Here is a 23944-nt window from a genome sequence, read left to right on the forward strand (position 1 = left end):
ATCTCAAGGCTTCGATTCCATGCAGGGGAGAGAGGCGAACCTTTACGCGCCCCTAACATGCTGCTGGACATCCATCGGCCGAGGATACCTAGGGCGCCCTGATCTTCTTGATCAGCCACGCCATGTTCCGCCCCAGGTCCTGCATCGTCCGCAGACCTTCCTCGTCCTGCTCGATGTCGCCGGGTTTCAATGCGTTGATCACGTTCCAGTATGAAGAGCCGACCACGATCATCTCCCCTATCAGAAAGAAATCGTTGATCGACTGGAAAGTGGCTAAAGCCCCCGCGCGACGGTTGACGGTGACCGCTGCACCCACCTTTCTTCGGAAGAGGTTGCCATTAGCACGGTTCACGAACCCTACCCGGTCGACGAAGGCCTTGGTCTGCGCGGTCATGGAGCCGAAGTACACCGGGGAACCGATGATGATGCCGTCCGCCTCGATCATCATCTGGATCCATTCGTTGACCTTATCGTCCTTGCGCTTGCATTTCCTGTCCTTCTTCTGCGCGCACACGTTGCATGCCTGGCAGGGGGCGAGGTCCTCGCAGCCCATCTGCACCAGCTCGGTGTCGATGCCCTCCTTGGCGATCTCCTGTAGGACCACCTCCAGAGCACGGTGGGTGTTCCCGTTCTTGCGTGGACTACCGTTGAACGCGATGACCTTCATGATTAACGGAAAAGGAACCGGGGTTATATGAATAATCATGTTATATGATGTATATTTCTATACAACTATGGTTAAATATGCGTAATAATGTACCCTAAATATGCAACAGACGAAGATCACTCTTAAAAGGCTCGACCTCACCCTCCCTCCTTTCGAAGTATATCGGCGCCTACGCCCGGAGTTCGATACCTCCTTCATGTTGGAATCCGCGGTGGGAAGCAGCAGGACGGTCGCCTACTCCTTTCTGGGGTTCGGCCCCGGGGAGGTGCTCACCTGCAATGAAGGAAAGGTCGAAGGCGGCATAGGCCTCGACCACCTACGGGATGACCCTGGAGGCTACCTGCGGAGTTTTACCGCGGGGTTCGGTCATCCTTGCGACCGATTCCCTTTCGTGGGAGGTCTGGTAGGTTACTTCTCCTACGAGTTCGCCGGCCGGGCCGAGCCGTCCTCAGTCAGATACTTTCCATCGGAGTTCCCGGAGTTCGAACTGGGATTGTACCGGGAATGCCTCGTATACGATCATTCCAGCTTTCAGGTCTACCTCCTCTCTGTCGGTGAGCCGGGACCACTGGAGGAGATCGTGGGGTCCATGCCCGACCGCACGGACCATCGTCAGCTGACCGTCGATGGTCTGGTTTCGGAGCAGGGGCGGGAGGACTTTGAGGAGGGGGTTCGTACCATAAAGGGCCGCATTACTAACGGGGAGACCTTCCAGACGGTTTTGTCACGCAGGCTCTCCTGCCGCTACCGCGGCGACCTACTGAACCTGTACCGGTCCCTTCGCACCCTCAACCCCTCTCCCTACATGTTCTTCCTGGATTTTGGGGAGAGGATAATACTGGGGAGCAGCCCGGAGACCCTTCTCACGGTCAGGGGACGGGAGGCCACGACCTACCCCATCGCTGGGACCAGGCCGCTCGGCCAGAATGCCACCGACCGAAAGCGGTACCGCGAGGACCTATTGCAGGATGATAAGGAAAGGGCCGAGCACGCCATGCTCGTGGACCTTGCCCGTAACGACCTCTCCCGAGTGTGCACAGGTGGATCTGTATCTGTCCCGGAGTACATGCGGGTCGAGGAGTTCTCACACGTCCAGCATATAGTATCCAAGGTCCAGGGGACTCTCCGAGAAGGGTGCTCGGCAGTGGAGGCCTTGCAGGCAGTGTTCCCGGCGGGAACGGTGTCAGGTGCTCCCAAGCCACGTGCCATGGAGATCATTGGAGAAGTGGAAAGAGACAGCCGCGGCCCCTATGCGGGGGGCGTGGGCTACGTTTCCTTCAACGGGAACCTGGACTCCGCCATAACCATCCGCTCGGCCTTCGCCTCCGGCGGCAAGCTATACTTCCAATCGGGCGCAGGCATTGTGGCCGACTCCGATCCCACCCGGGAGTTCGATGAGACGGAGCACAAGCTGTCAGCGATGAAAGTGGCCCTGCGGCACGCCTCCGAGGTGATGGTATGAAGCTTATCATAATCGATAACTACGATTCCTTCGTGTACAACCTGCACCAGGGCTTCGAGGACCTAGGCGCGGAGTGCGTGGTCGCACGCAACGATGCCCTGTCCCTGAAGGACATCGAAAAGCTGGACCCTGACGGCATCGTGATTTCCCCGGGACCGGGGAGGCCGTCGGAGCGGCGGGACTTCGGCATCTGCGGTGACGTCCTCACTACCATCTCCCAGGAGGTACCAACGCTGGGGGTGTGCCTCGGACATCAGGGCATCGCCCACTTCTATGGGGGCAAGGTGATCGGCGCCGACCGCCTCGTCCATGGGAAGACATCGCTGGTGGATCACGATGACGGCGGACTGTACGACGGCCTGCCCAACCCCTTTACCGCGGGGAGGTACCACTCCTTCGTGGTGTCCCCGGACCTGCCACATGAATTAAAGGTCACCGCGACCACCCCCGAGGGCACGATAATGGGCATACGCCATCGACGCTATCCGATAGAGGGCGTACAGTTCCACCCTGAGTCCATACTCACGCCTCAGGGATCGAGGATAATGTCCAATTTCCTGCGGGGGGTGAGGTCGTAATCGCTGCCTCCCCTGAGCTTCTGGCCCATCAGCTCATAACAGGAACTTTCGAAGGACCGGAGATGGTGTCCTCCCTCACCGAGATGGCCCGGAGAGGGGAGACCCCGCAAGAGGTGAGTGCCCTCGCCTCGGCCTTCCGAGATGCCTCTGTTCCCGTCAACACGGTGCACCCTGTGGTCCTGGACATGTGCGGCACCGGCGGCGCGAGGTTTCGGACCTTCAACGTGTCCTCCATAGCCTCCTTCATCGTATCATCTCTGGGCGTTCCGGTGGCAAAGCATGGCAACCGCTCCAACCGCGGTTGCGGCAGCGCTGACCTTTTCGAGGCCCTGGGAACCAGGCTCATGCTCACACCGGAGGAGGCCGGGGCCTCCCTGGACTCTATGTGCTTCGCCTTCCTGTACGCTCCCGGGTTCCACCCTGCCATGAGGTATGCGGTACCCATCAGAAGGGAGATCTCGACCCGTACGGTGTTCAACATGCTGGGACCCCTGCTCAACCCGGTGAGGTCCCGACACCGGCAGCTGCTGGGCGTTTACTCCCCCCAGTTGCTGGAACTCCTGCCCAAGGTAGTTAGGGACATCGGTACGGAGAGGGCCTTATTGGTCCACGGCCGTCCGGGCATGGACGAGGTATCGGTGGTCGGGCCCACCTCGGCCGTCCTGGTCACCAGTGATGGGGAGGAGAGGTTCCTCATCGACCCTCGCGAGCTGGGTCTCTATCATCCGGACCCCTCGGACATATGCGAACTGGACCCCATCATGTCCGCTGCCGCGGCCCGGGACATACTAGGCGGTACGGTCGGGGCCCGCCGGGACATGGTGGTGCTCAATGCCGCCTGCGGCCTGTTGGCGTATGGGGCCGTGGACGATCTGGACCGGGGCATAAGGAAGTGCGAGGCCGCTATCGATACGGGAAAGGCGCTAGCAAAGCTTAACCAATACGTGAGCCGCTTCCGTTCTCTTTAGCGGTGCTGATAACATGCAGGACAAGCTGTCTGAGCTGATCATGAACGCTGAGGCTTTGGTGTCCAGCGGCTATTACGGGCAAGGGGCCAGGCATTACGAAGGAGCTAGCTTATCAAGGTCTCTGACCACCCATGCTACATTCCCCGTGATTGCCGAGATCAAGCTGGCCTCTCCTTCCATGGGGCGCTTGAGCACCTATGGGCCCCGGAAGCTCATCGATGATTACGTTAGGGGCGGGGCCGCAGCGCTGTCGGTGCTGACCGAGCCCCGCTTCTTCCACGGTTCCCTTAAGAACCTAGAGCTGGGAAGGCAGAGCGGATTGCCCATGCTCATGAAGGACGTTGTCATAAACGAGGATCAGGTCCGGGCAGCCTCGCTGCACGGGGCCGGCGCGGTGCTCCTTATCCAAGAGGTCTTCGACCATGCCATCTCGCCTGGACGCCGTGATGACCTGATTGATTGTGCGCACAACTGGGGCCTGGAGGTGGTGCTAGAGGCCACGTCCGAGGAGGGATTGAACAAGGCCAGGGACAGCGAGGCTGACCTCCTGGGCATTAACCAGAGGGACCTGAGGACCCTGAAAGTGGACCTCACCAAGGCCATGGCCTTCCTCCCCCTGCTCTCGGAGGAGGACCGTCCCATCATTGTGATGAGCGGGATCGGAAGCCGAGCGGTCATCGAGGGCATCCGCGATCACGGCGGGGATGCCGTGCTGGTGGGAGGACATCTATCCTCCGCAAAAGATGCTGAGGAGACCCTGCGGGCCCTGGAGGTCCCGCGATGACCCAGGTCAAGATCTGCGGCCTGATGGGCGAGGCCGATGTGAACGCATCATCAAGGGCGGACTACCAGGGGTTCGTCGTAGCCACGGGGACCCGCAGGTCCCTGAGCATAGAGGCTGCTAGGCATCTTGTTACCCTCGCCGAACGCCCCAGCGTGGCCGTTACCACCTCAGTGGACGCACAGATCGTAACAAACATGGTCGGGAAGGTCCGCCCGGACGCAGTGCAGCTGAACGGGGATGTGGACGAGGACACCCTGCGCAAGGTCCGCAGGAGAGTGGACTGCGAGGTGTGGGTGGCCGTCCACGTGGGACCAGGGATGGGGGAGCGGAAGTTACGGTTCGTCGGTGAAGCGGACTGCGTGGTCCTGGACACCGCCTCTCCTCAGGGAGGGGGGGCGGGGATCCTCCATGACCATGCTGTCAGCGCCCGTCTGTGCCGGGAGGTCCGGCCGACCCGCTGTGCTCTGGCGGGAGGCCTCACCCCGGAGAACGTGGCCGGGGCCATAGCCGTGGTGCACCCGGACATCGTGGACGTCTCCTCCGGCGTGGAGACCAATGGCTCCAAGGATGCTTCGAAGATCGACAGATTGATTGATACGGTGAGAAAATGCCAATGAAGGACAGGACCCGCTTCGGGCAGTACGGCGGTAGATACGTTCCGGAGATCCTCATGCCCGCGCTGGAGGAACTGGAAAGGGAATATGACCGCGTGAAGGGCGACAGCGCTTTCCAGGCCGAGCTGCGCGAGTACATGGCACATTATGGGGGACGACCCACGCCCCTGTACTTAGCTCGCAGGCTCACGGAAAGATGCGGGGGTGCCAAGATCTACCTCAAGCGGGAGGACCTGTGCCACGGGGGGGCCCATAAGTTCAACAACGTCATGGGCCAGGCGCTCCTGTGCAAGCGCATGGGCAAGGAGCGCGTCATCGCCGAGACGGGCGCAGGTCAACATGGTACCGCCACGGCCATGGCCGCGGCGGTGCTGGGGCTGAAAGCCGAGATCTACATGGGAACGGAGGACATCGCCCGTCAGCGTATGAACGTCTTCCGGATGAAGCTAATGGGGGCCAAGGTACATCCGGTGGACTCCGGCTCCCGCACCCTCAAGGACGCTTTGAACGAGGCTTTCCGTGACTGGGCGGCCACCGTGGAGAGTACCTACTACCTCATGGGCACGGCGGCGGGTCCGCATCCCTACCCTGCGATGGTAAGGGACTTCCAGAGCGTCATCGGTAGGGAGATCAGAAGGCAGATCTTGAGCCAGGAGGGAAGACTTCCGGACCTCCTGGTCGCATGTGTGGGCGGCGGCTCCAACGCCATAGGTACCTTCCACCCCTTCCTTAACGACCCTGGCGTGGGGTTCCTGGGCGCGGAGGCAGCAGGTGAAGGTTTAGCCACAGGGAAGCATGCGGCATCCATCAGTGGCGGGAAGGTGGGGGTCCTGCATGGTTGCAAATCCTACCTCCTGCAGGACGAGAACGGAATGATATCGCAGACTCACTCCGTGGCCGCAGGATTGGACTATCCAGGGGTGGGACCGGAGCACTCCCTTCTTAACGACATCCACAGGGCACAGTACACCGGCATCACGGACCAGCAGGCCCTGCTCGCATTCCGGACGTTGAGCGAGGTAGAGGGGATCATACCGGCCCTGGAGTCATCGCACGCGGTGGCCGCTGGCATGGAGCGTGCTGCCGAGATGTCCAAGGACCAGGTCATCGTCATCACCGTGTCCGGCCGGGGGGACAAGGACCTGGAGACCGTTATCGATCTGATGGGGGTGGACGATTGAGCAGGATAACAGAAGCACTATGCAAGGGGCGGGGCCTCATATGCTACCTGACGGCGGGATTTCCGTCGGAGGAGCTGTTCATCGAGCACGCGATGGCCATCGTGGAGGGGGGCGCGGACGTTTTGGAGATCGGTGTCCCCTTCACCGACCCCGTAGCCGACGGCAAGGTCATCCAGGTGACATCGCAGAAGGCGCTGGATATCGGCATCACGCCGATGAGGGTGTTCGAGCTCACGAGGAGGCTGCGAACATTGACAGATGTGCCGCTGGTACTGATGGGATACTACAACCCCATCTTCCAGCTGGGGGAGGGACCTTACGCGCATCTTGCCAAAGAAGCGGGTGCTGATGGCCTCATAGTTCCTGACCTTCCCCTAGAGGAATCCAATGGACTTAGACAGTCCTGCGCCTTAAATGGTATGGACCTCATCCAGCTGGTCGGCCCCACGACATCGGAGGAGCGCATGTCCAAGATCGTCCGGGCATGCATGGGTTTTCTTTACGTGGTAAGCGCCCTGGGGACCACCGGCGCGCGTTCGTCACTGTCCAACGACGTCGAGGCGTTGGTGAAGCGCGCCAAGAGGGCCGCGGGTCCGCTTCCTATCGGAGTCGGGTTCGGCATATCTCAGAGAGAGCATACGGAGCGGTTATACGCGCAGGGAGCGGACGCCGCCATTGTAGGCAGCGCTTTATTGAAGAACATCATCGACGGGGCCGCCCCCGAGGATACTCGCAAATTCGTTGCTGGCCTCAGGGACGGCAGGACATCATAGTCGAGTGGGTCGCTCTTACGAGCGCATGGCAGTAAGGTCATAATGGCAAGTGGCAAATGTAATATACCGTAGAACTCAAGAAATCTCAAAATGGTCCTATATAAGGCCTATCGATACACACAGGATAGACCTTCACTCTATGTTGCTTTTCACTTCTGCTCCCATTATTCTAGAAAAATTTCATCTAATGGACTCTCAAAATTAGTGATAGCCGATAAGGTACAAACATGATGGCGATTCATCCCCACGTCGGGAGGGTGTTAGACCAAACGACGTGCTTCCATAGATCCCATCTCGGCCATGGATAACTACTTTATACTTCATTTTGATACTGATATTACGAAATAGAAATTAGTATTACGGTGATAATAAATGTGGCTGATAACAACTTTACTTGCAGCTCTGGCGGTGACCGCAGTGTGGTTCATCGCCCCAAAAAAGTACCAGCTCAATCTGCTCGCTCTCATGTTGTGGGGGCTGAGCGTGATGATCCTGGTCGATCACATTATGGGCTATGCCGGAAGCGGTCCGTTCTTAGAGATGGAGACGGACGGACTAATTGAGAACGGGATCGTTCTCGGTATCGTAATGCTAATCCCGATATTCTTCATCTGGGAGGTAGCTGTGATAATGTCCAAGATCAAGAGCAAGGCAGTAAAACCAAGTATGAGGTGAAAAAATGGCATGCTTTCTAGTACCGATGTCAGTGGCCGTAGTGACGACTGTGTTCAGAAAAAAGATCCCGGAAAAACTCCACATCATGTGGTTGAACGTGTTGCTGTGGGGAGGGGTGGTCGCTCTAGCTATAGAACATATAGCCCACGAAGAGGTAGTTCCATACTTCCCGTTCCTTTCGGCGATGAGCGACCCCGCAGATACCGCCACCATGTTGGGGGAGATGGCGACGATAGGGACAGCGATGCTCCTGGCATGCGTGGCTGTATGGGCGGTAATGGTCTACGTCTATAACCGATACGCGGGTACAGAGGAGAAGGAAGAGACTGTCGTGACAGCATAAGTCACTCAATGATGGCATGTAATGAGTCCGATATGCCATCATTGCATTTTTTTCATTATACTTGGGTCATTCTATAAAAATGCCCAGGGGACCAAAGATCGAGCTCGATATTATTTATTAAATAAATACAAGGGATCAAACCAGTAACCTCAACATACGTTGTCGTCCAATGAAAATAATTCAGAACCTTATTAAAAAAACGATCGGATCAAGGAATACAAATTAGTATTACGAAATTATATATCGTAGCACGTTTTATCAGAATATGGAGACGGGAATCCCTTGTTCTACCGCCAAAGTTATCCTCCAACCCCGTTTCCCTCCAACTTTTTTACAATAATTGAGTTTTGTATTCTGTTTGAAAAAGAAAATAACTCCCTGGAAAAGTAACATGCAGATATGGGAAATATGGTAAGCCAGATGAGATATTTCTACTGACCCTAACATAACCGAAAAAAAATAGGTTATGAGGTAGTGTTACGTTTATTATGTTTCTTATGTTATAATTGGACCATAGCTCCAACACGATTAAATACTAAGTTGGATGATTCCTCCAACTCTGATAACATGAAAGTGAGCGGAGGACCGACACAGGACGAGGTGATGGCCATTTCCTTGTTCAAACTGGCTTTGAGGGAAGGAGATATCATGGCAGATGTGGGTTGCGGCACCGGTAAGGTATCCATCGAGGCCTCGAGAGCCTGTGCTCGGGTCTACGCTATCGACGTCAGGGACGAGGCGATAGCGGCCACCGCTCATAATGTGGCAGAGAACAACGCCCATAAGGTACAGGTGTTGAAAGGGAGCGCGAAAGAGGTGCTCCCGGAATTGGGAAGATTGAACGGGGCCTTTGTGGGAGGATCGCAGGAGCTGGAAGAGGTCCTACGCATTCTCACAGGCCAGGTTACAGGCAGGATTGTAGTGAACGCGGTTCTACTTCGGACACTCCAACGAGCGGTGTCCACGATGCAGGAGCTTGGCATCTTCGAGGAGGTCGTTCAGGTCTCTGTCTCTCGGTCATACTCTCTAGCTGATTCCTTCCTTTTCCGTCCCATCGACCCCGTGTACATAATTGTTGGTAGGTGCAAGTGATGTTGATAGCGTTAGGCATTGGACCAGGTGAGAGCGATCTGATCACCGTGCGGGGAGCCAAGCTCTTGGCCGAGGCAGATAAGGTGTTCGTTCCGGGCAGAATAGCCAGGGACATCGTCGCCCCATTCGCGGACGCCGAGATGTTGGATTTCCCCATGACCGATGATTATGAGAAGGTACGCGCCGCCATGGAGCGTAATTGTGCTGCCATCGCTCCCGCGGCACGAAGCGGAACGGCTGTCCTGGGCATCCTGGGAGATCCAGGCTTCTACTCCACCTTCGGTAGGCTGTGCGATGTCATGAGGCATAATTATCCTGACATCGAGTTCAAGGTGGAGCCTGGTATAAGCTCCATAACGGCCTTCGCCTCCCGCCTGAACCTTTCAGTGAACTCTGGCTTGTTGGTGACCGATGGGTCGGAACAGCGATGCCTGGTACATTTGAAGGTTCGCGCTCCCCGGGATATGATGAACGATCTCCGCTCTCAGGGCTATAACGAGTTCCACCTGGTGGAACGGATGCACATGAATGGCGAGAGAGTGTATCGCGAGGACGATATGCCGGAGACCTGTGACTACATGAGCGTTTTGTTCGCTCGGAGGGCTTAGGATGTACACGCCTGTGGTCTGGTTCGTGGGAGCGGGTCCGGGGGACCCTGATCTGATCACCATGAAGGGGAACGACCTCCTCGTCGGTGCGGACGTGCTGATCTATGCCGGTTCCTTGGTGAACCCTGCCCTGGTGGAGCGCTCTCGCGCAGGGGTGAAGATGGACAGCTGGGGAATGTCCGTGGAGGAGATGGTCCCCATCATGACCGACGCTGCCAAAGCCGGCAAGCGTGTGGTGAGATTGCACAGTGGCGATCCCGCCCTCTACGGCTCCATAGTGGAGCAGATCGCCGAGCTGGAGAAGCATGGAGTGGAAGTGCACATCGTTCCCGGTGTGAGCTCCCTGTTCGCTGCCTCCGCGGCCTTGAAGACGCAATACACTCTGAAAGGGGTCTCGGAATCGCTGATAATCACCAGGCCCGCAGGCGAGACCCTGGAGGAGGACGACATCTCCAAGCTGTCAGAGATGGGGTCCTCCCTGGTCATATTTCTGGGCACGGACAAGCTGGGAGAGATCGTGGGGAAGCTACGGTGCCCGGGAGACACCCCTGCGGCGGTCATCTATCATGCCTCCTGGCCCGATCAAAAGATCGTGAAGGGGTGCGTGACCGATATCGTCCACAAGGCAGAGGAGGCAGGGATCCATAAGACGGCCCTAATCCTCATCGGGGGGATCGTGGAGCCCATGGAGCGGTACCATCGGTCGGTGCTATACTCATGAGGTGCGTGATCATCCATATCGACCGCTCACCGCAGGCCAAGCAGCTCGCGGAATGGCTGAGCGCCGATATGATAGAGTACTCGGACGATGCCTTCGAACGTGCCTTCCATGAGTATCAGGCTGTCGTCGCGGTGATGGCCAGCGGCATCGTGGTGAGGAAGCTGTCATCATATATCCGTGACAAATGGGTGGACCCCGCGGTGGTCGTGGTCACTCCCGACCTAAGGTTTTGCGTCCCTATCCTTGGGGGCCACCATGGAGGGAACGATATCGCCAGGAAACTGGCATCCCATGGCCTGACGCCAGTTATCTCCACAGCCACTGACGCCCTGGGAAAGGACTCAGTGGAGGATATTGCGGTCCGCTCAGGCTTGGAGGTCGTGAACAAGGCTTCTACAGTCGCGGTCAACACCGCCTTCATACATGGCGAAGTTCCAGTATATCGTATCGAAGGTCCGGCGGTGGTGCTGATAACGCCCGGCGTTTCCATCCTGTCGCGGCCGGGAGAGTTCGTCGTGGGAATCGGATGCAACCGAGGGACCGCAGCCAGGGAGGTGGTAGGTGCGGTACATGATGCCCTTAAAACACTCAGCATTCCAGAGAAGGAGGTGCTGGTCTATGCGTCCACCCTGAAGAAGGCGGACGAGGAGGGCATTACCGCCGCAGTCCGCGAGCTCGGGGGCAGCCTATACTTCCTCGATGATGACACCATCAACTGTCAGCCTGTGGCCTCGAGGTCAAAGGCTGAGCTGATAGGTCTTATCGGGGTGGCCGAGCCGGCGGCCTTGGCCCTGTCAAAGCATAAAGAACTAGTGATGAGGAGGAGAGCTTATGGAAATGTCACCATCGCGATCGCAAGATGAGGTCGCCGGAACACTGTATGTTGTTAGCACCGGGCCAGGGGACCTGGAGAACCTGACCCCGCTCGCTCAACGAGCGATAAGGGAGTCGGATGTGGTCATCGGCAACCGAATGTACCTGGACCAGATGGAGCCGTTGCTGGAGGGTAAGATCGTCATCCACTCCTCCATGGGGAAGGAGGTCGAGCGCGCCCGTGAAGCCGTGAGGCTCGCAAAAGCATCCAAGGTGGCCATGGTCAGCGGCGGAGATGCCGGGGTCTACGGCATGGCCAGCATCGTCCTGGAGCTGGTCCAGCATGAGGCGCCCAGCCTAGATGTAAAGGTCATACCGGGGGTGACCGCGGCAACGGCAGCGGCCTCGATACTAGGCTCACCATTATCAAGCGATTTCCTGGTCATCTCTCTGAGCGACCTGCTGACACCGTGGGAGGTCATCGAGAAGCGTCTGGACCTGGGATTCCAGATGGGGATACCTATGGCCGTGTACAACCCCCGCAGCCACACCCGCCCGGGGAACCTGAAGAAGGCGCTGGAGATCGGGCTGCGGCATGCCAAGCCGAACACGCCCGTAGGCATCGTCAGGAACGCATACAGGGGCGAGGGAGAGAGCTTCCTGGTCACAGACCTGGGAACGCTCTTCGCGGACGATAACGTGGTGGACATGCACTCCATGGTCATCATCGGAGGAGAGAGCACCCAATTGTTCAAGGAGGGAGAGAATGTCAGAGGGATCATCACACCGAGAGGGTACCACCGCAAGTACGTATATTGACCTGGGCGCCGACACCGTCGAGGGGTACAGCATATCCAACCGAAGCCGGCAGCTCGCCCGCAAGACCATCGGCAACGAGACGCCGGAGGACCGGATCAGGCAGCGCTGCTCCATAGCCGTGGGGGACTTCTCCATGGCCGACCTGATGCACTTCCGTCTGGACCCTATCGGTGCTGGGCTGGCCGCACTGCGGGCGAAGGCGACGGTATACGCTGACATCCGCATGGTCCAGATCGGTATCCAGAAGAAGGGTCACGATTGCCGGGTGGATTGTCTCCTGGACCATGCCTCCGAGCGTACTGGTCCCAAGGACATCACCAGGACCAGCGCGGGCATGCTGGCCCTGGGGGAGAGGCTGAACGGCTCCATCGTGGTCATCGGGAACGCCCCGTCCTGCCTCCTGTCCTTATGTGAGATGTACAAGCAGGGGATAACCCCTGCCTTGGTGGTGGGCTGCCCGGTGGGCTTCGTGAACGCTGCGGAGTCCAAGGAGGAGCTGCGGAAATTGGACATCAGCTCCATATCTACAGTGGGCACCAGGGGCGGGACGCCGGTGGCGGTGGCGGCGATGAACGAGATAATAACGATGTTCGCCGAGAAGAGTTGTTGAGATGATCGACCCCGTGACCAAGTTCAGGTATCCCGAGGCCTGGGCATCACTGTGCGAGAACGAGGAGGAAAGGGCACTGGTAGAGAGCGGCCGCGCCGTTCTAACCTCCAGCGGCCGTATATTGAGAAGAGGCTTCACCACGGGAACGACGGCTGCAGCAGCCTGCATGGCGGCCATAAGGTCCCTCGGAGCAAAGGATGTGGGGAGCGTCGATGTCAGGTTGGCCTGTGGGCTGACGTTCCCGGTGGAGGTCACGGGCCGGGATGGCACGGCTAGCTGCTTCAAGTACTCGGGGGACTACCCCAGCGATGCCACCGCGGGCATAGAGTTCAAAGCCAAGTTCATCGAGTTCTGCGATGAGGCCGTTCTTGAGGCGGGCATGGGCATCGGAAGGTGGGACCGGGACACGCCGAGGTTCTCTAAGGGCTCCCCGGCCATCAGCGCCACGGCCATGGATTGCATCCTGGAGGCCATATCAATAGCGTGCCTATCCCATGGCAGGAAGGGAGCGCGGGTAAGCCTCCACGCCCTGAACGGCGAAAGCATCGCGCGCAACACTCTCAACGGGAGGATCGGGGTCCTGGGAGGCATATCGGTCCTCGGTTCCACGGGACTAGTGGAGCCTTGGGACGATCACCTCGGCCAGGACTCGGTGGACCGTGCACGGAGGGCCGAGCGGGCCGTAATAACCACCGGCAGGATCGGCCTTCGGTACGCTCGCCTGCAGTATCCGGACCAGGAGGTCATTCTTGTAGGCGCGAAGATGAAACAGGTCCTTGACTCTCGGAACGAGGGTCTTACGCTGTTCGGCCTGCCCGCCCTCATAATCAAGTTCATCGAGCCATCGGTTCTGGTCGGGTCCGGGTTCAGGACCGTGGAGGAGCTGGTGACATCGGAGAACGGGACGGGCGTGGTGCGCTCCTCGATAGAGCAGTTCAAGTCCATGTATCCCGGGCACAGCATAGCCCTCATCGACCGCACGGGTAGAGTGCTGGGGGCCTCGGCATGATCGTCGTGGGCGTGGGATGTGGCCCGGGCATGCTCACCATGAATGCCATGGACCGGTTGAAGAAGGCGAAGAACGTCTATGGGTCGGACCGAGCTCTGGCGATGGTCCGTCAGTACCTTCCCGCGGAATGCAGAACGGTCACCTTGAAGGACTACTCGCGTCTGAACGAGCTTCCCGAGGACTCCATCGTCCTCTCCACGGGTGACCCCATGCTGGCCGGCCTAGGTCATCTGGGTGAGGAGGTCGTACCCGGCATATCGTCCATGCAGTGCGCGTTCTCCCGACTTCGCCTTCCTTTAACGAAGGCGGTCGTCGTGGACGCTCACGGGAAGGATGAGGATGTGGCCCGAAGGGAGATGGTGGAGGAGGTGGAGCGGGGGAGGATCCCCTTCGTCCTGACCGAGCCGGGCTTCGATATCATCGCGCTGTGCCACGTGATGCAGGAGAAGGGCCTGAAATGCAAGGTCATCGCCTGCGAGAACCTAGGCTACGCGGACGAGATAATATCCTTCGGCGATACCACGCGCCCTCCCATGATCACTTCCAGGCTATTCTCCCTCATTTTGGTCGGGGAGGGTTGCCGGTGAACCGACCCCGTCTAATGGTCTCCGGGGAGAGGAGCGGGGTGGGAAAGTCGACGATAACGGTGGGTATAATCGCCGCCCTCAATGAGAGAGGTCTTGATGTCCAGCCGTTCAAGACGGGGCCGGACTTCCTCGACCCCATGCATCACAACGAGGTGACCGAGCGGAGGTCCAGGAACCTGGACACCTGGATGTTCCCGGGATGGGTACCGTACTCGTTCCAATCGGCCTCAGCCGGGGCCGATGTGAGCCTGGTGGAGGGGGTCATGGGACTGTTCGACGGTTTTGACGGGAGGAGCGAGGAGGGGAGCTCGGCGCATCTGTCGAAGGTCCTCCATTGTCCGGTGATCCTGGTCGTCGATGCTTCCGCCACCTCCCGTAGCGCGGGCGCGCTCGTCAAGGGGTTCAAGACGTTCGATGAGGAGACCTCAGTAATGGGTGTGATATTCAATCGTGTCGGCGGACGGAGACACCTGGATATGGTGGAGGATTCCATACAGGGTCTCGGCCTGGTCAGTCTCGGAGGCATACCTAAGAACAAGGATATCGCCCTGGAGAGCAGGCACTTGGGATTGGTCCCGGCCAAGGAAATGGACAACACCGCTAGGTACGAAGGCATTAGGTCCCTCGTCGAGGATAATCTCGACCTTGACCTGATGCTGGAGATCGCCTCCAACGCCCCGAGCTGGGATGAGGTCCGTGAGAGCCCCCTCGACGCGATGGGGCAGTTCCGCTTGGGACTTGCCAGGGACGATTCCTTCAACTTCTACTACCAGGACAACCTCGACATCATGCGATCTCTGGGAGCGGACATCGTGGAGTTCTCTCCCACGGCGGGGGACCTGCCGGCCGCTGACGGGTATTACTTTGGAGGCGGATATCCCGAGCTCCACCTCGATGAGCTGGCCGCGAATAACTCCATGAAGGAAGCCTTGGCAGAGAAGGTGCAAGAGGACGTTCCAGTCTATGCTGAATGCGGGGGGATGATGTACCTGTGCAAGAGCGTGAAGGGACAGGACGGACTGAGCAGGGACATGACGGGGGTCTTCGACGCCACCGTGGAAATGACCCCCCGCCTCCAGGCATTAGGATATGTGGAGGCTACCTGCGTGAACGACTGCGTCCTGTCCCCGGCGGGAGGGACCGTCAGGGGGCACGTCTTCCACTACTCCCGTGTGGCGTCCCACAGTGGGGAAAGGTTCTCCTATAGGCTCTCAAAGGACAAGGGCATCGACGGAGCAGCGGACGGTTTCACCAAGAACAACGCCCTGGCATCGTACCTGCACCTCCACTTCGGGAGCGAATTGCGGTTCGCGGAGGAGTTCGCGGCCTCATGCCTTGGGCAGAAGTGGTGAGCCTGGATGCAGGGGCTCCGCATGCAGTTGAGAAAAAGTAGATACGGGGCTCAGATGGCAGAAGGCTCGGGGGCAGCGGTCTTACTGGATGGGTGATGTTAACTGACGCCTAACAGAAAGAGCGCGACCTCCATTCTGAGAGGGTGGCTTCAGGTACCGGGAGAAGGCGGGAAGGAGGAAGCGGATGGGGTGATGGGCACATTCAACGCGTCCAAGCGTAGGAAGGTGCTGTTCATCGCTGTTCTGGCAGCCTTGCTGGTGCTGGTCTCGGTGATCGCTCTGGGCGTCGGAGCCGTGGACATCCCCATCATAGACACCTTGAAGGTCCTGGTCAATCAGGTCTTCCCTGGCCTGATGGATGGTCCCGCGGAGAGCTACTATTCTACCATAATAGTTCAGAACCGTGAGCCCCGGGTCCTCCTGGCGATCCTGACCGGAGCGAGCCTGGCCATGTCCGGGGTGGTGATGCAGGGCCTGCTCAGGAACCCCCTGGTGAGCCCGTTCACGCTGGGCCTGTCCTCGGCAGCCTCCTTCGGGGCGGCAATAGCCCTGGTCATCGGGCCCCTGGTACTGGGTGCGGCATACTACGGAAGCTATGACTTCTTCGGAGAGACCATAACCACCAAGAACCTGCTCATCATCCTACTGGCCTTCATCTTCGGGATGGCGAGCATAGGCCTGGTCCTGTTGATCGGGAGAACCCAGCATCTGGCGCAATCGGTGCTGGTGCTCTCGGGGATCGTGGTCAACTACCTGTTCTCGGCCGGCATCTCCTTCATGAAGTACATCTCCGAGGACAACACCCTGCGCGAGGTCACCCTGTGGCTCATGGGGGGCATGTGGGGGGCGTCCTGGAGCTCGGTCATCATCCTCATCCCCTTGGTCCTGGTGTGCTTCATACTGATGGAGCGGACCACCGTGGACATGAACACTCTGTCCGGAGGGGATGATGTCGCCAAGAACCTGGGGGTCAATGTGCACAAACTGCGGATATATGGTCTCGCGCTCTCCGCTCTGGTGACATCAGCCTGCCTGGCCTTCACCGGGGTCATAGGCTTCGTGGGCTTGATGGCCCCTCATATCTGCAGGATGTTCATTGGGAACGACCATCGTTACCTGCTCCCCGCCTCTGCCCTGATGGGCGCGCTTATCCTGTTGCTGTCGGACACGGTGGCAAGGATCATAATGAGGCCGACGGAGCTGCCCGTGGGGATAATCATGTACCTCATCGGAGGGATTTTCTTCATCTGGCTGGTGACGAGGAAGAGTGGGAGGTACCTAACATGAGGATAGCGGCAGAGAACATTTCCCAGAGGTACGGAAGCCTCGAGGTGCTAAAGGATGTTGATTTTGTAGCGGACTCGGGTGAGGTGATAGCGCTCCTAGGCCCCAACGGGTCTGGAAAGTCCACTTTAATAAGGACGCTTTGCAACCTCCTTCCACCCGCGTCCGGACGAGTGACCGTGGATGGCGTGGACATATCTGTCCTGGACCCCACCGAACGGGCCAAGATGATCGGTTATGTACCCCAGAACGTGCAGTATTCGCCGTTCACCACCGTGCTCGACACCGTCCTGGTGGGCAGGCGTCCATACATGCAGTGGTCATACACCCGGGAGGACCTGGAGATTGCCGCCAAGGCCCTGGAGACGATGCATACCATGGACCTGAGGGACAGGTACATCAATGAGCTTTCTGGGGGTCAGAGACAGAGAGTGTTCATCGCGCGCAGCCTGACCCAGGCGCCGAGGTTCTTCCTTTTCGACGAACCCACGAGCTCGTTGGACCTGCGTTACCAGTTGATGACCATGAGGATCATGCGCAATGTGGTCCACAAGGAAGGCTGCGGTATGATCGTCGCCATGCACGATCTCAACCTCGCCCTCCGTTATGCTGACAAGGTTATGCTCCTGAAGGACAGGGGACTCTATGCGTTCGGGAGGCCGGAGGATGTCCTGACCACTGAAACCATCCAGGACATCTACGGTGTGGATTCTTACATCGTCAAGAACGATCGGGGCCTGTTCATCCTTTCCTACGATCCATCGGACGAGATGCCGATTAGCATACCATAGTGATCACACAGAAAACTATCGGAAAATGCGGATAATCATCATAAATAATGGATATTAGAAATAATATTATTTTTCAATTAGCCAGATAATCAATATTTCCCCGTATCATGCAGGCATAGTTTTAAATCATATAGCTCGATAACAATCGAGTTGGATGGTACATCCAACTGGTGATAGGCATATGAAAAAAGGCATACTAGCGGCAGTAGCTGTCATCGTTGTCATTGCAGCGTCAGTGGGGGGATACGCCCTGCTGTCTGGCTCCAATGTCGGTGACGACCCGAGTTCCCAGTCCAAAGTGTATCCAAGCTCCGTAACGATCACCCAGAACGATGGAGAGAAGATTACGGTGGCGACCCCAGTGGAGAAGGTCGCCGTCGTCAACGTGAACGCTGCGGAGTTCATGCAGGTGCTGAACGTCACTGATCGCGTGGTCGGGATCAGCGAGTCCATCGCCGAGGATGATGATTTCGGATACATCTACGAGGGTGTGGAAGTAGTCGGAACGTACAGTGAGCCCAGCGGTGAGAAGATCCTGGAGCTGGGGGCTAATGTGGTGATCGGTCAATGCACCAGCATGAGCATCAAGGATACGGCTGCCCTCGAGGACCTGGGGATCACCGTCGTTCTACTGGACTGCTACGGCCTTGACCAGATAACGTCAGACCTGGCGCAGCTGGCGAGCCTCTTCGGATTCGAGGCGCAGGAGAGGGCGGTGCAATACGCAGAGATGTTCAACGAGACCGTGGGCATGGTCACCGCTGCCAATGCCAGCATGGGCGAGGACGTCACTTGCTACATGGAGCTGAGCAATGGAAAGGCCTACACATCGAAGGCAGAGATGTCATCCCTGATCGACCTCGCGGGCGGGTACAACATAGTAAAAGTTCTGGTAGCGGACCCTACATCCTCTACCCAGCTGATCAGCAACGAGGCCATCATCGCCTATGACAACGGACTAGGTCCCGATTTCATCCTGGTCCGGGTAGGAGGCATAAATGATAATGCCACGGCTGAGCTGGAGTATCAGTCCATGGTAGGTCGGGCAGGGTGGAGCACTCTGAATGCCACACAGAGTGACAATATATTTATCATCACTCAGTCGGGAATCCTGTCGGGTCCTCGTGTCTATATAGGGATCGTGTATCTGACAGAAACGTTCCATCCAGGCGTGTTGTCTGTATCCGCGGATGAACTGCTGGCGGAATATAACCAAGCGTTCGGATATGACATCACTCCGATGATGGACTACCGCCATACTGCCACCTGAGAGGCTGGAAGTTAGAGCTGATCGCTCAGATGGGGGGTCCCCCATCTAATTTTTTTCAATTTGTTCCGAACAAGACACCCAGAACGGACGTCATAGAGAACCAGGTGGAAGGTTGCTGACCTTTCTGCGTTGGTCCCAAAGATATGCCGGTGATGGGGCGATCGTAGGCCCCAAGGCCGGCCTCGAAGTAAAAAACCCGGTCAGCCATCTTCCCTTCGGGTCAGGTGCTCATGGACGTCCAGCGCTGCCGCCCTCGCGTCCCTGATCGCCTCTTCCATCATCATCGGCCGCTTGACCGATCCCGCCAGGAAAACCCTGTTGCGAGGCGTTGCATTCTTTTCCGGAAAGCCGGTCGGACCCGCCTTTATATGCAGATCATCGAACATGATGGAATTGCTTGAGCACGGCCTCAGACCGGTCGCCAGAACGACCAGATCGGCAGGTATCTCATACAGTTCCCGAAGCAAGGTGTTCTCACCGCACACCAGGAGCTTTCCCTCCTGTTCCATCACCAGAGACGGCTGTCCCCTGATGAACCTGACCCCTCTGCAGCGCGCCTCTCTGTAGAGAGCCTCTTGCTCCGGTCCCGCGGTCCGCAAATCGATGTACAGAACCGTAACTTCCCTCGAAGGGTCCTCGTTCTTCAAGAGCAGGGCGTTCTTGACGGAGCTGGTGCAGCAGTATGTGCTGCAATGGGGAACGCCCCTCCTCTCGGTTCGGGAACCCACGCACTGAATGAAAACCACGGAACGCGCCTCAACCACGATGGGGCTCTTGCCTTTGGACAGCATCTCCTCCAGCTCTGAGGTTGTTAGAACGCCGCTCTTGAGCCCATGCCCGTACTCCGGTATCAGCGAGGGAGGTACCTCCTCCAACCCGGTGGCCAGCACCATGGCGTCAGCCCTTATCGCGGTGCCGTCGGAGAGCTCGGCAAGCCCTTGAGAACCATCGAATCTCCAGCTTTCGAGCGTTAGGGACGTTTTCACGTGAATGTGGGGACCTTCCTTGATCTGGTCGATCATAGAGGCGAGGAGGTCCATCCCTGAGCCGATACCGGGGAAGGGATGGTGCAGAACGCAGACCTTGCCACCCAGCATCGGTGCCCTCTCCACTATGGTGACGTCGTATCCGAGCAACGACAGGGCATTGGAGACGCTCATGCCCGCGATCCCTCCGCCAACAACGAGGATGTGACCTTCGCTCATTAAGCCAGGAAACACCGGGCGATTTCATCAAGGTATCGGAGGGGGGTCATTTCCTTGGAAGTCGAGCTAATCTTCGATTCCGATATTACCAGATTGCCAGATCACACCACAAAAAAAGCCGGGAAATTAGCCAGTATGACGACAAAGCTGTTTTTAAAGAATGTGGTCCATTTTAATTTAGCCAGCATATATTCTAATAGGAATAGATTACCGATCTGGCTGAAATGTCCAGCTGTTCAGGGATAAGGCTGAAAAGTAAGTGAAGGGATGGGATATGATTCGTGTTTACGTTCAAGAAAAATGGTTTAAATTAGTGTTATCAACAAAGGTATTTGTCCTATGAGCACTATATAGTTTGGTCAAGTTACAATGGAGTGCAGAACCAGACAATATGTCCACACGATCTTTGAGGTTCGGTAAGAACCCCATCGTTCTTTGACATAGGTTCGGTCGTTCACCCCTCATAGAAAAGTCGGGTGAAGTGCTTCGTAACTTTCCAGTGGAGGGATGATGAAAAAAACAGCGCCTGCACGAAGCCTGTCTCTATTAGGATTGATCGGTCTGCTTATCGCAGCTCCCATGATATTGTTCGGCGTAGTGTTAGGCCATTTAAATAAACGTGAGAATAAGGTACGTTCTATCGAATACGTCCTAATCCCGCCCGCTGATTCCAATACCGGATCGCCAGAATAAGTCCAGAACTGCAAGAAGTCAGTAACCGGTAACAGTGATATCACCGACATATACGAACGGCTCGATCGGTGCTCCCGCTGCTGGTTTACGTCCAAGGACCCCCCCCCCTCATAGAACTTGTTCCGGCTAAGGTCCCCAGATTTTGTTAGTTCCTTTCCTGAGAGGATGCGATGGACCGGTCGGAGACCACTTCGCGATGGATCAATAGTATTCCACCAACAAGAGCACTGGAGCCCGTTAGAAGTCCGGACTCCAGGTCCATCAGGTCCATAGGCATAGCTAGGAAGGTACCGGCGATGGTCATCGCTCCTCCCAGAGCTAGGAGGACATACAGCGGGCGGCGCAGCGTGGCGACGCTGGACAGGAACTTTTCGCTCAGCCCATTGGTCGAATTTCCGAACACCTCCAGCGTGATCATGATTATGGAGAGCCCGGCCAACCACTCCAGGGGTGCGGTGATCTCAGTTATGAAGGCGTTACCGAAATAGTCTGGATAGGAGTGAGGCAGGAAATCGCCCAGTGCCGGCCAGAACAGCGTATTGGGAATGTTCCACATGCCGTCCAGCAACAGGTGGGTCAGTATGCCACCGCCTAGCACAAGAAGCAGGGGCGAGGACCGTGACCTCCAGTATAGGATGCCGGCAACCATTACTATGCCCAAGAACAGGAGCGTATGGGCATAGATTCGCCCTGAGTCCAGCGTGCCTCGGAGCAGGATGTGGCCCAGGGGCTTATCGATAAGGTCGGGCAGTATCGCACCGATCGCCGCCACCGGGATGGCAGACCGAAGACCGTAGCGATGGTACACCAGTAGCCCGAGGATGCACCCTATGAGCAGATGTCCGATCAAGAGCACGAAACGCCAATACCGGATTCCGTTCAAATAGATGACCGTCATCGCCGGTGGGGAACGATAATGACCTCCTGCATGAACATGGGTCCGGAACCAGCACGGAGTAATATCATACGGTTCACCGCCGCTCGAACGTTCGTCCGTGGCGGTCATCCCTATGAAAATATTATTAACGCCCGGTTGAATGTTAGAGCGGGAGGACCATGCTCGAGATCAAGAACCTCACGGTGCAAGTGGGCGAGAGGAGGGTGCTCAATGACGTTTCCATGTCTGTGCCATCCGGCGCCACCTGTGTGCTCTTCGGGCCTAACGGCTCCGGCAAGTCAACGCTGCTGTCCACCATCATGGGTCTGGGCAGCTACAAGGTGGTGGATGGCCAGATCATACTTGATGGCACAGATATCACGTACATGCCGATACATGAGCGCGCAAAGCTAGGTATAGGACTAATGTCCCAGCGACCCCCCAACCTGGTCGGGGTGCAGCTGCGGACGATGCTGAAGGTGACAGGTCAGGGCAGGGTGGACCCGGCGAAGCTCGCCGGTACATTGGACATGGAGCGCTTCCTGGAGCGGGACGTCAATGTCGGTTTCTCAGGAGGCGAGATCAAGCGCTCGGAGCTGCTCCAGCTTGCTGCCCAGAACCCCTGCATCTACCTGCTGGACGAGCCTGAGTCCGGCGTGGACCTGCAGAGCATCGAGAGGGTGGGAACGATGATCCATGAGCTTATCACCGGCGGCATCGCCTGCGCCGGCAAGAGGGAGAAGGAGGGCAAGAGCGCCCTGATCATCACCCATACGGGCCAGATACTGGATTACGTCGAGGCGGACCGTGGCTACGTGATGTGCGACGGGACCATGTACTGTTCTGGGAATCCCAGGGAACTGCTGAGGGAGATCCGAACGAAGGGGTACGAGGAGTGCATACAATGTCGGCTAGTGAGAATGAACTGAGAAAGCGCGCTGAATCTGCCCTGGAGAAGCAGGCCAAGCTAGGTGAGGACTTCGACCTAAGCAAGTTCGAGGAGGGAGCCCGGGACATACCCTTATCATCGAGCCTGGACGAGCTTTCCGATGACGTGCAGGAGACGATGATACGCTGTGGCGTGGTCCCATCGGAGGCTGGAAGGGTAGGTAGCATGGTGGTCCTGGACAACTCGGTGGTGGCCTCTACCCAGACCGGGAAGGGCTTCGAGATGATGGACACCAGAGATGCCCTAAAGAAGTACAACTGGCTCAAGGACTATTCATGGAAGGCGGTGGATGTAGATGCTGACAAGTACACGGCCACCGCATATCTCAGCGACTCTCCAGGATACTTCATACGCGCCATGGCCGGCCACAAGATGAAGATGCCCATTCAGACCTGCCTCATGGTCGGCCACGATCGGACGGCTCAGACGATACACAACATCATCATCGTCGAAGAGGGAGCTTCCCTGGAGATCGTGACCGGCTGCACCACCAAATCCGGTGTGGAGAGGGCCATCCACTTGGGGATCTCGGAGATCTACGTGAAGAAGGGCGGCAGCCTCACTTTCACCATGATCCACAACTGGGCGGAGCAGGTAGGGGTCCGCCCCCGGACGGGCATCATCGTGGAGGAGGACGGATCTTTCGTAAACAACTATGTCACCCTCAAGAAGGTCCGCAGCGTGCAGACGTACCCCACCGCCCGGCTGGTAGGCAGGGGAGCGGTGGGGCACTTCAACACCGTGGCGGTAGCCCCTCCTGGCTCAGTACTGGACCTAGGCTCGAGGGTGGTGCTGAGCGCTCCTGATACCAAGGCGGAGATCATCTCCCGGTCCATAACAACGGGCGGCGAAGTTATCAACCGCGGCCGTCTCGTAGGCGAGGCCCCTAACATCAAGGCGCACCTGGAGTGCCGGGGCCTGATCCTCGGCAACAAGGGAGTAAATGTAGCCATCCCCGAGCTGGAGGCCCGGGTCCCGGACGTGGAGATGACCCATGAGGCTTCCCTGGGAAAGATCGCCAGGGACCAGGTGGAGTACATCATGTCCCGCGGCCTGAGCGAGGACGAGGCGGTGGGCATGATCGTCAGAGGCTTCCTGGAAGTAGGCATCAGGAACATACCAGAGGGGCTGAAGGCGGAGATAGACGATACCATCGCTCAGAGCGACCTCGCCCCCGGATGAGCATGAACCCTGAGTAAAAAGGGGCCTTAGGACCTCA

26 protein-coding genes are annotated in these 23944 nt (G+C 57.7%); 23 read left to right on the forward strand and 3 right to left on the reverse strand.

What is annotated here, in order from left to right; translation table 11 throughout:
• Positions 1 to 88 precede the first annotated feature (88 nt).
• Entirely contained in the window at positions 89 to 667 is a 579-nt protein-coding gene (locus tag GXX95_02725; GenBank protein NLT37055.1) for a flavodoxin family protein, read from the reverse strand.
• A gap of 100 nt (positions 668 to 767) precedes the next feature.
• Between GXX95_02725 and GXX95_02730 the strand changes: the two genes are divergently transcribed.
• The 21 genes from GXX95_02730 to GXX95_02830 all read left to right on the forward strand — a co-directional run bounded on the left by GXX95_02730 (position 768) and on the right by GXX95_02830 (position 19001).
• The gene (locus GXX95_02730; protein NLT37056.1) at positions 768 to 2129 is read left to right on the forward strand and encodes an anthranilate synthase component I family protein; all 1362 of its coding nucleotides are present in this window, start codon (positions 768 to 770) and stop codon (positions 2127 to 2129) included.
• On the forward strand, positions 2126 to 2707 hold the full coding sequence (locus GXX95_02735) for an aminodeoxychorismate/anthranilate synthase component II (GenBank protein NLT37057.1): 582 nt from the start codon (positions 2126 to 2128) through the stop codon (positions 2705 to 2707). Before GXX95_02730 ends, GXX95_02735 begins: the two co-directional genes overlap by 4 nt.
• 62 nt (positions 2708 to 2769) lie before the next feature.
• Complete coding sequence (trpD, locus tag GXX95_02740) at positions 2770 to 3675, forward strand: anthranilate phosphoribosyltransferase (protein NLT37058.1); 906 nt, start codon at positions 2770 to 2772, stop codon at positions 3673 to 3675.
• 13 nt (positions 3676 to 3688) lie between these two features.
• A complete protein-coding gene (locus GXX95_02745) occupies positions 3689 to 4459 on the forward strand; it encodes an indole-3-glycerol-phosphate synthase (GenBank protein NLT37059.1) in 771 nt (256 codons plus the stop codon).
• Positions 4456 to 5076 carry a phosphoribosylanthranilate isomerase gene (locus tag GXX95_02750; GenBank protein ID NLT37060.1) on the forward strand — a complete coding sequence of 207 codons (621 nt, stop codon included), beginning with the start codon at positions 4456 to 4458 and terminating at the stop codon, positions 5074 to 5076. The genes GXX95_02745 and GXX95_02750 overlap by 4 nt, the downstream gene beginning before the upstream one ends.
• Positions 5067 to 6254 carry a tryptophan synthase subunit beta gene (gene trpB, locus GXX95_02755; protein ID NLT37061.1) on the forward strand — a complete coding sequence of 396 codons (1188 nt, stop codon included), beginning with the start codon at positions 5067 to 5069 and terminating at the stop codon, positions 6252 to 6254. Before GXX95_02750 ends, trpB begins: the two co-directional genes overlap by 10 nt.
• Complete coding sequence (locus GXX95_02760; protein NLT37062.1) at positions 6251 to 7027, forward strand: tryptophan synthase subunit alpha; 777 nt, start codon at positions 6251 to 6253, stop codon at positions 7025 to 7027. Before trpB ends, GXX95_02760 begins: the two co-directional genes overlap by 4 nt.
• 372 nt (positions 7028 to 7399) lie before the next feature.
• Positions 7400 to 7702, forward strand: coding sequence for a hypothetical protein (locus tag GXX95_02765; GenBank protein NLT37063.1), 303 nt, complete (start codon positions 7400 to 7402; stop codon positions 7700 to 7702).
• Positions 7703 to 7706: 4 nt separating this feature from the next.
• Positions 7707 to 8045, forward strand: coding sequence for a hypothetical protein (locus tag GXX95_02770; protein NLT37064.1), 339 nt, complete (start codon positions 7707 to 7709; stop codon positions 8043 to 8045).
• Positions 8046 to 8612: 567 nt separating this feature from the next.
• Positions 8613 to 9137 carry a precorrin-6Y C5,15-methyltransferase (decarboxylating) subunit CbiT gene (gene cbiT, locus GXX95_02775; protein ID NLT37065.1) on the forward strand — a complete coding sequence of 175 codons (525 nt, stop codon included), beginning with the start codon at positions 8613 to 8615 and terminating at the stop codon, positions 9135 to 9137.
• A complete protein-coding gene (locus tag GXX95_02780; protein NLT37066.1) occupies positions 9137 to 9745 on the forward strand; it encodes a cobalt-factor II C(20)-methyltransferase in 609 nt (202 codons plus the stop codon). The genes cbiT and GXX95_02780 overlap by 1 nt, the downstream gene beginning before the upstream one ends.
• A gap of 1 nt (position 9746) precedes the next feature.
• A complete protein-coding gene (locus tag GXX95_02785; protein NLT37067.1) occupies positions 9747 to 10466 on the forward strand; it encodes a cobalt-precorrin-4/precorrin-4 C(11)-methyltransferase in 720 nt (239 codons plus the stop codon).
• Positions 10463 to 11329: a cobalt-precorrin 5A hydrolase gene (gene cbiG / locus GXX95_02790; GenBank protein NLT37068.1), complete on the forward strand. Its 867-nt coding sequence runs from the start codon at positions 10463 to 10465 to the stop codon at positions 11327 to 11329. The genes GXX95_02785 and cbiG overlap by 4 nt, the downstream gene beginning before the upstream one ends.
• Positions 11298 to 12098, forward strand: a complete 801-nt coding sequence (cobJ, locus tag GXX95_02795) for a precorrin-3B C(17)-methyltransferase (protein ID NLT37069.1) — start codon at positions 11298 to 11300, stop codon at positions 12096 to 12098. Before cbiG ends, cobJ begins: the two co-directional genes overlap by 32 nt.
• Positions 12046 to 12708, forward strand: coding sequence for a precorrin-8X methylmutase (locus GXX95_02800; GenBank protein NLT37070.1), 663 nt, complete (start codon positions 12046 to 12048; stop codon positions 12706 to 12708). The genes cobJ and GXX95_02800 overlap by 53 nt, the downstream gene beginning before the upstream one ends.
• Position 12709: 1 nt before the next feature.
• Entirely contained in the window at positions 12710 to 13717 is a 1008-nt protein-coding gene (locus GXX95_02805) for a cobalt-precorrin-5B (C(1))-methyltransferase (protein ID NLT37071.1), read from the forward strand.
• On the forward strand, positions 13714 to 14304 hold the full coding sequence (locus GXX95_02810; GenBank protein NLT37072.1) for a cobalt-precorrin-7 (C(5))-methyltransferase: 591 nt from the start codon (positions 13714 to 13716) through the stop codon (positions 14302 to 14304). The genes GXX95_02805 and GXX95_02810 overlap by 4 nt, the downstream gene beginning before the upstream one ends.
• Entirely contained in the window at positions 14301 to 15656 is a 1356-nt protein-coding gene (locus GXX95_02815; protein NLT37073.1) for a cobyrinate a,c-diamide synthase, read from the forward strand. Before GXX95_02810 ends, GXX95_02815 begins: the two co-directional genes overlap by 4 nt.
• 192 nt (positions 15657 to 15848) lie before the next feature.
• The gene (locus GXX95_02820; protein ID NLT37074.1) at positions 15849 to 16943 is read left to right on the forward strand and encodes an iron ABC transporter permease; all 1095 of its coding nucleotides are present in this window, start codon (positions 15849 to 15851) and stop codon (positions 16941 to 16943) included.
• Positions 16940 to 17731, forward strand: coding sequence for an ABC transporter ATP-binding protein (locus GXX95_02825; protein NLT37075.1), 792 nt, complete (start codon positions 16940 to 16942; stop codon positions 17729 to 17731). Before GXX95_02820 ends, GXX95_02825 begins: the two co-directional genes overlap by 4 nt.
• 181 nt (positions 17732 to 17912) lie before the next feature.
• A complete protein-coding gene (locus GXX95_02830; protein NLT37076.1) occupies positions 17913 to 19001 on the forward strand; it encodes an ABC transporter substrate-binding protein in 1089 nt (362 codons plus the stop codon).
• 200 nt (positions 19002 to 19201) lie between these two features.
• Here GXX95_02830 and GXX95_02835 read toward each other — a convergent pair whose 3' ends face one another.
• On the reverse strand, positions 19202 to 20161 hold the full coding sequence (locus GXX95_02835) for an FAD-dependent oxidoreductase (GenBank protein NLT37077.1): 960 nt from the start codon (positions 20159 to 20161) through the stop codon (positions 19202 to 19204).
• 883 nt (positions 20162 to 21044) lie between these two features.
• Positions 21045 to 21782, reverse strand: a complete 738-nt coding sequence (locus tag GXX95_02840) for a metal-dependent hydrolase (GenBank protein NLT37078.1) — start codon at positions 21780 to 21782, stop codon at positions 21045 to 21047.
• A gap of 173 nt (positions 21783 to 21955) precedes the next feature.
• Between GXX95_02840 and GXX95_02845 the strand changes: the two genes are divergently transcribed.
• Positions 21956 to 22705, forward strand: a complete 750-nt coding sequence (locus GXX95_02845) for an ABC transporter ATP-binding protein (protein NLT37079.1) — start codon at positions 21956 to 21958, stop codon at positions 22703 to 22705.
• Positions 22681 to 23907, forward strand: coding sequence for a SufD family Fe-S cluster assembly protein (locus tag GXX95_02850; GenBank protein NLT37080.1), 1227 nt, complete (start codon positions 22681 to 22683; stop codon positions 23905 to 23907). Before GXX95_02845 ends, GXX95_02850 begins: the two co-directional genes overlap by 25 nt.
• Positions 23908 to 23944 lie beyond the last annotated feature (37 nt).

Source organism: Methanomassiliicoccus sp. (genome assembly GCA_012719175.1).
GTDB lineage: Archaea > Thermoplasmatota > Thermoplasmata > Methanomassiliicoccales > Methanomassiliicoccaceae > UBA6.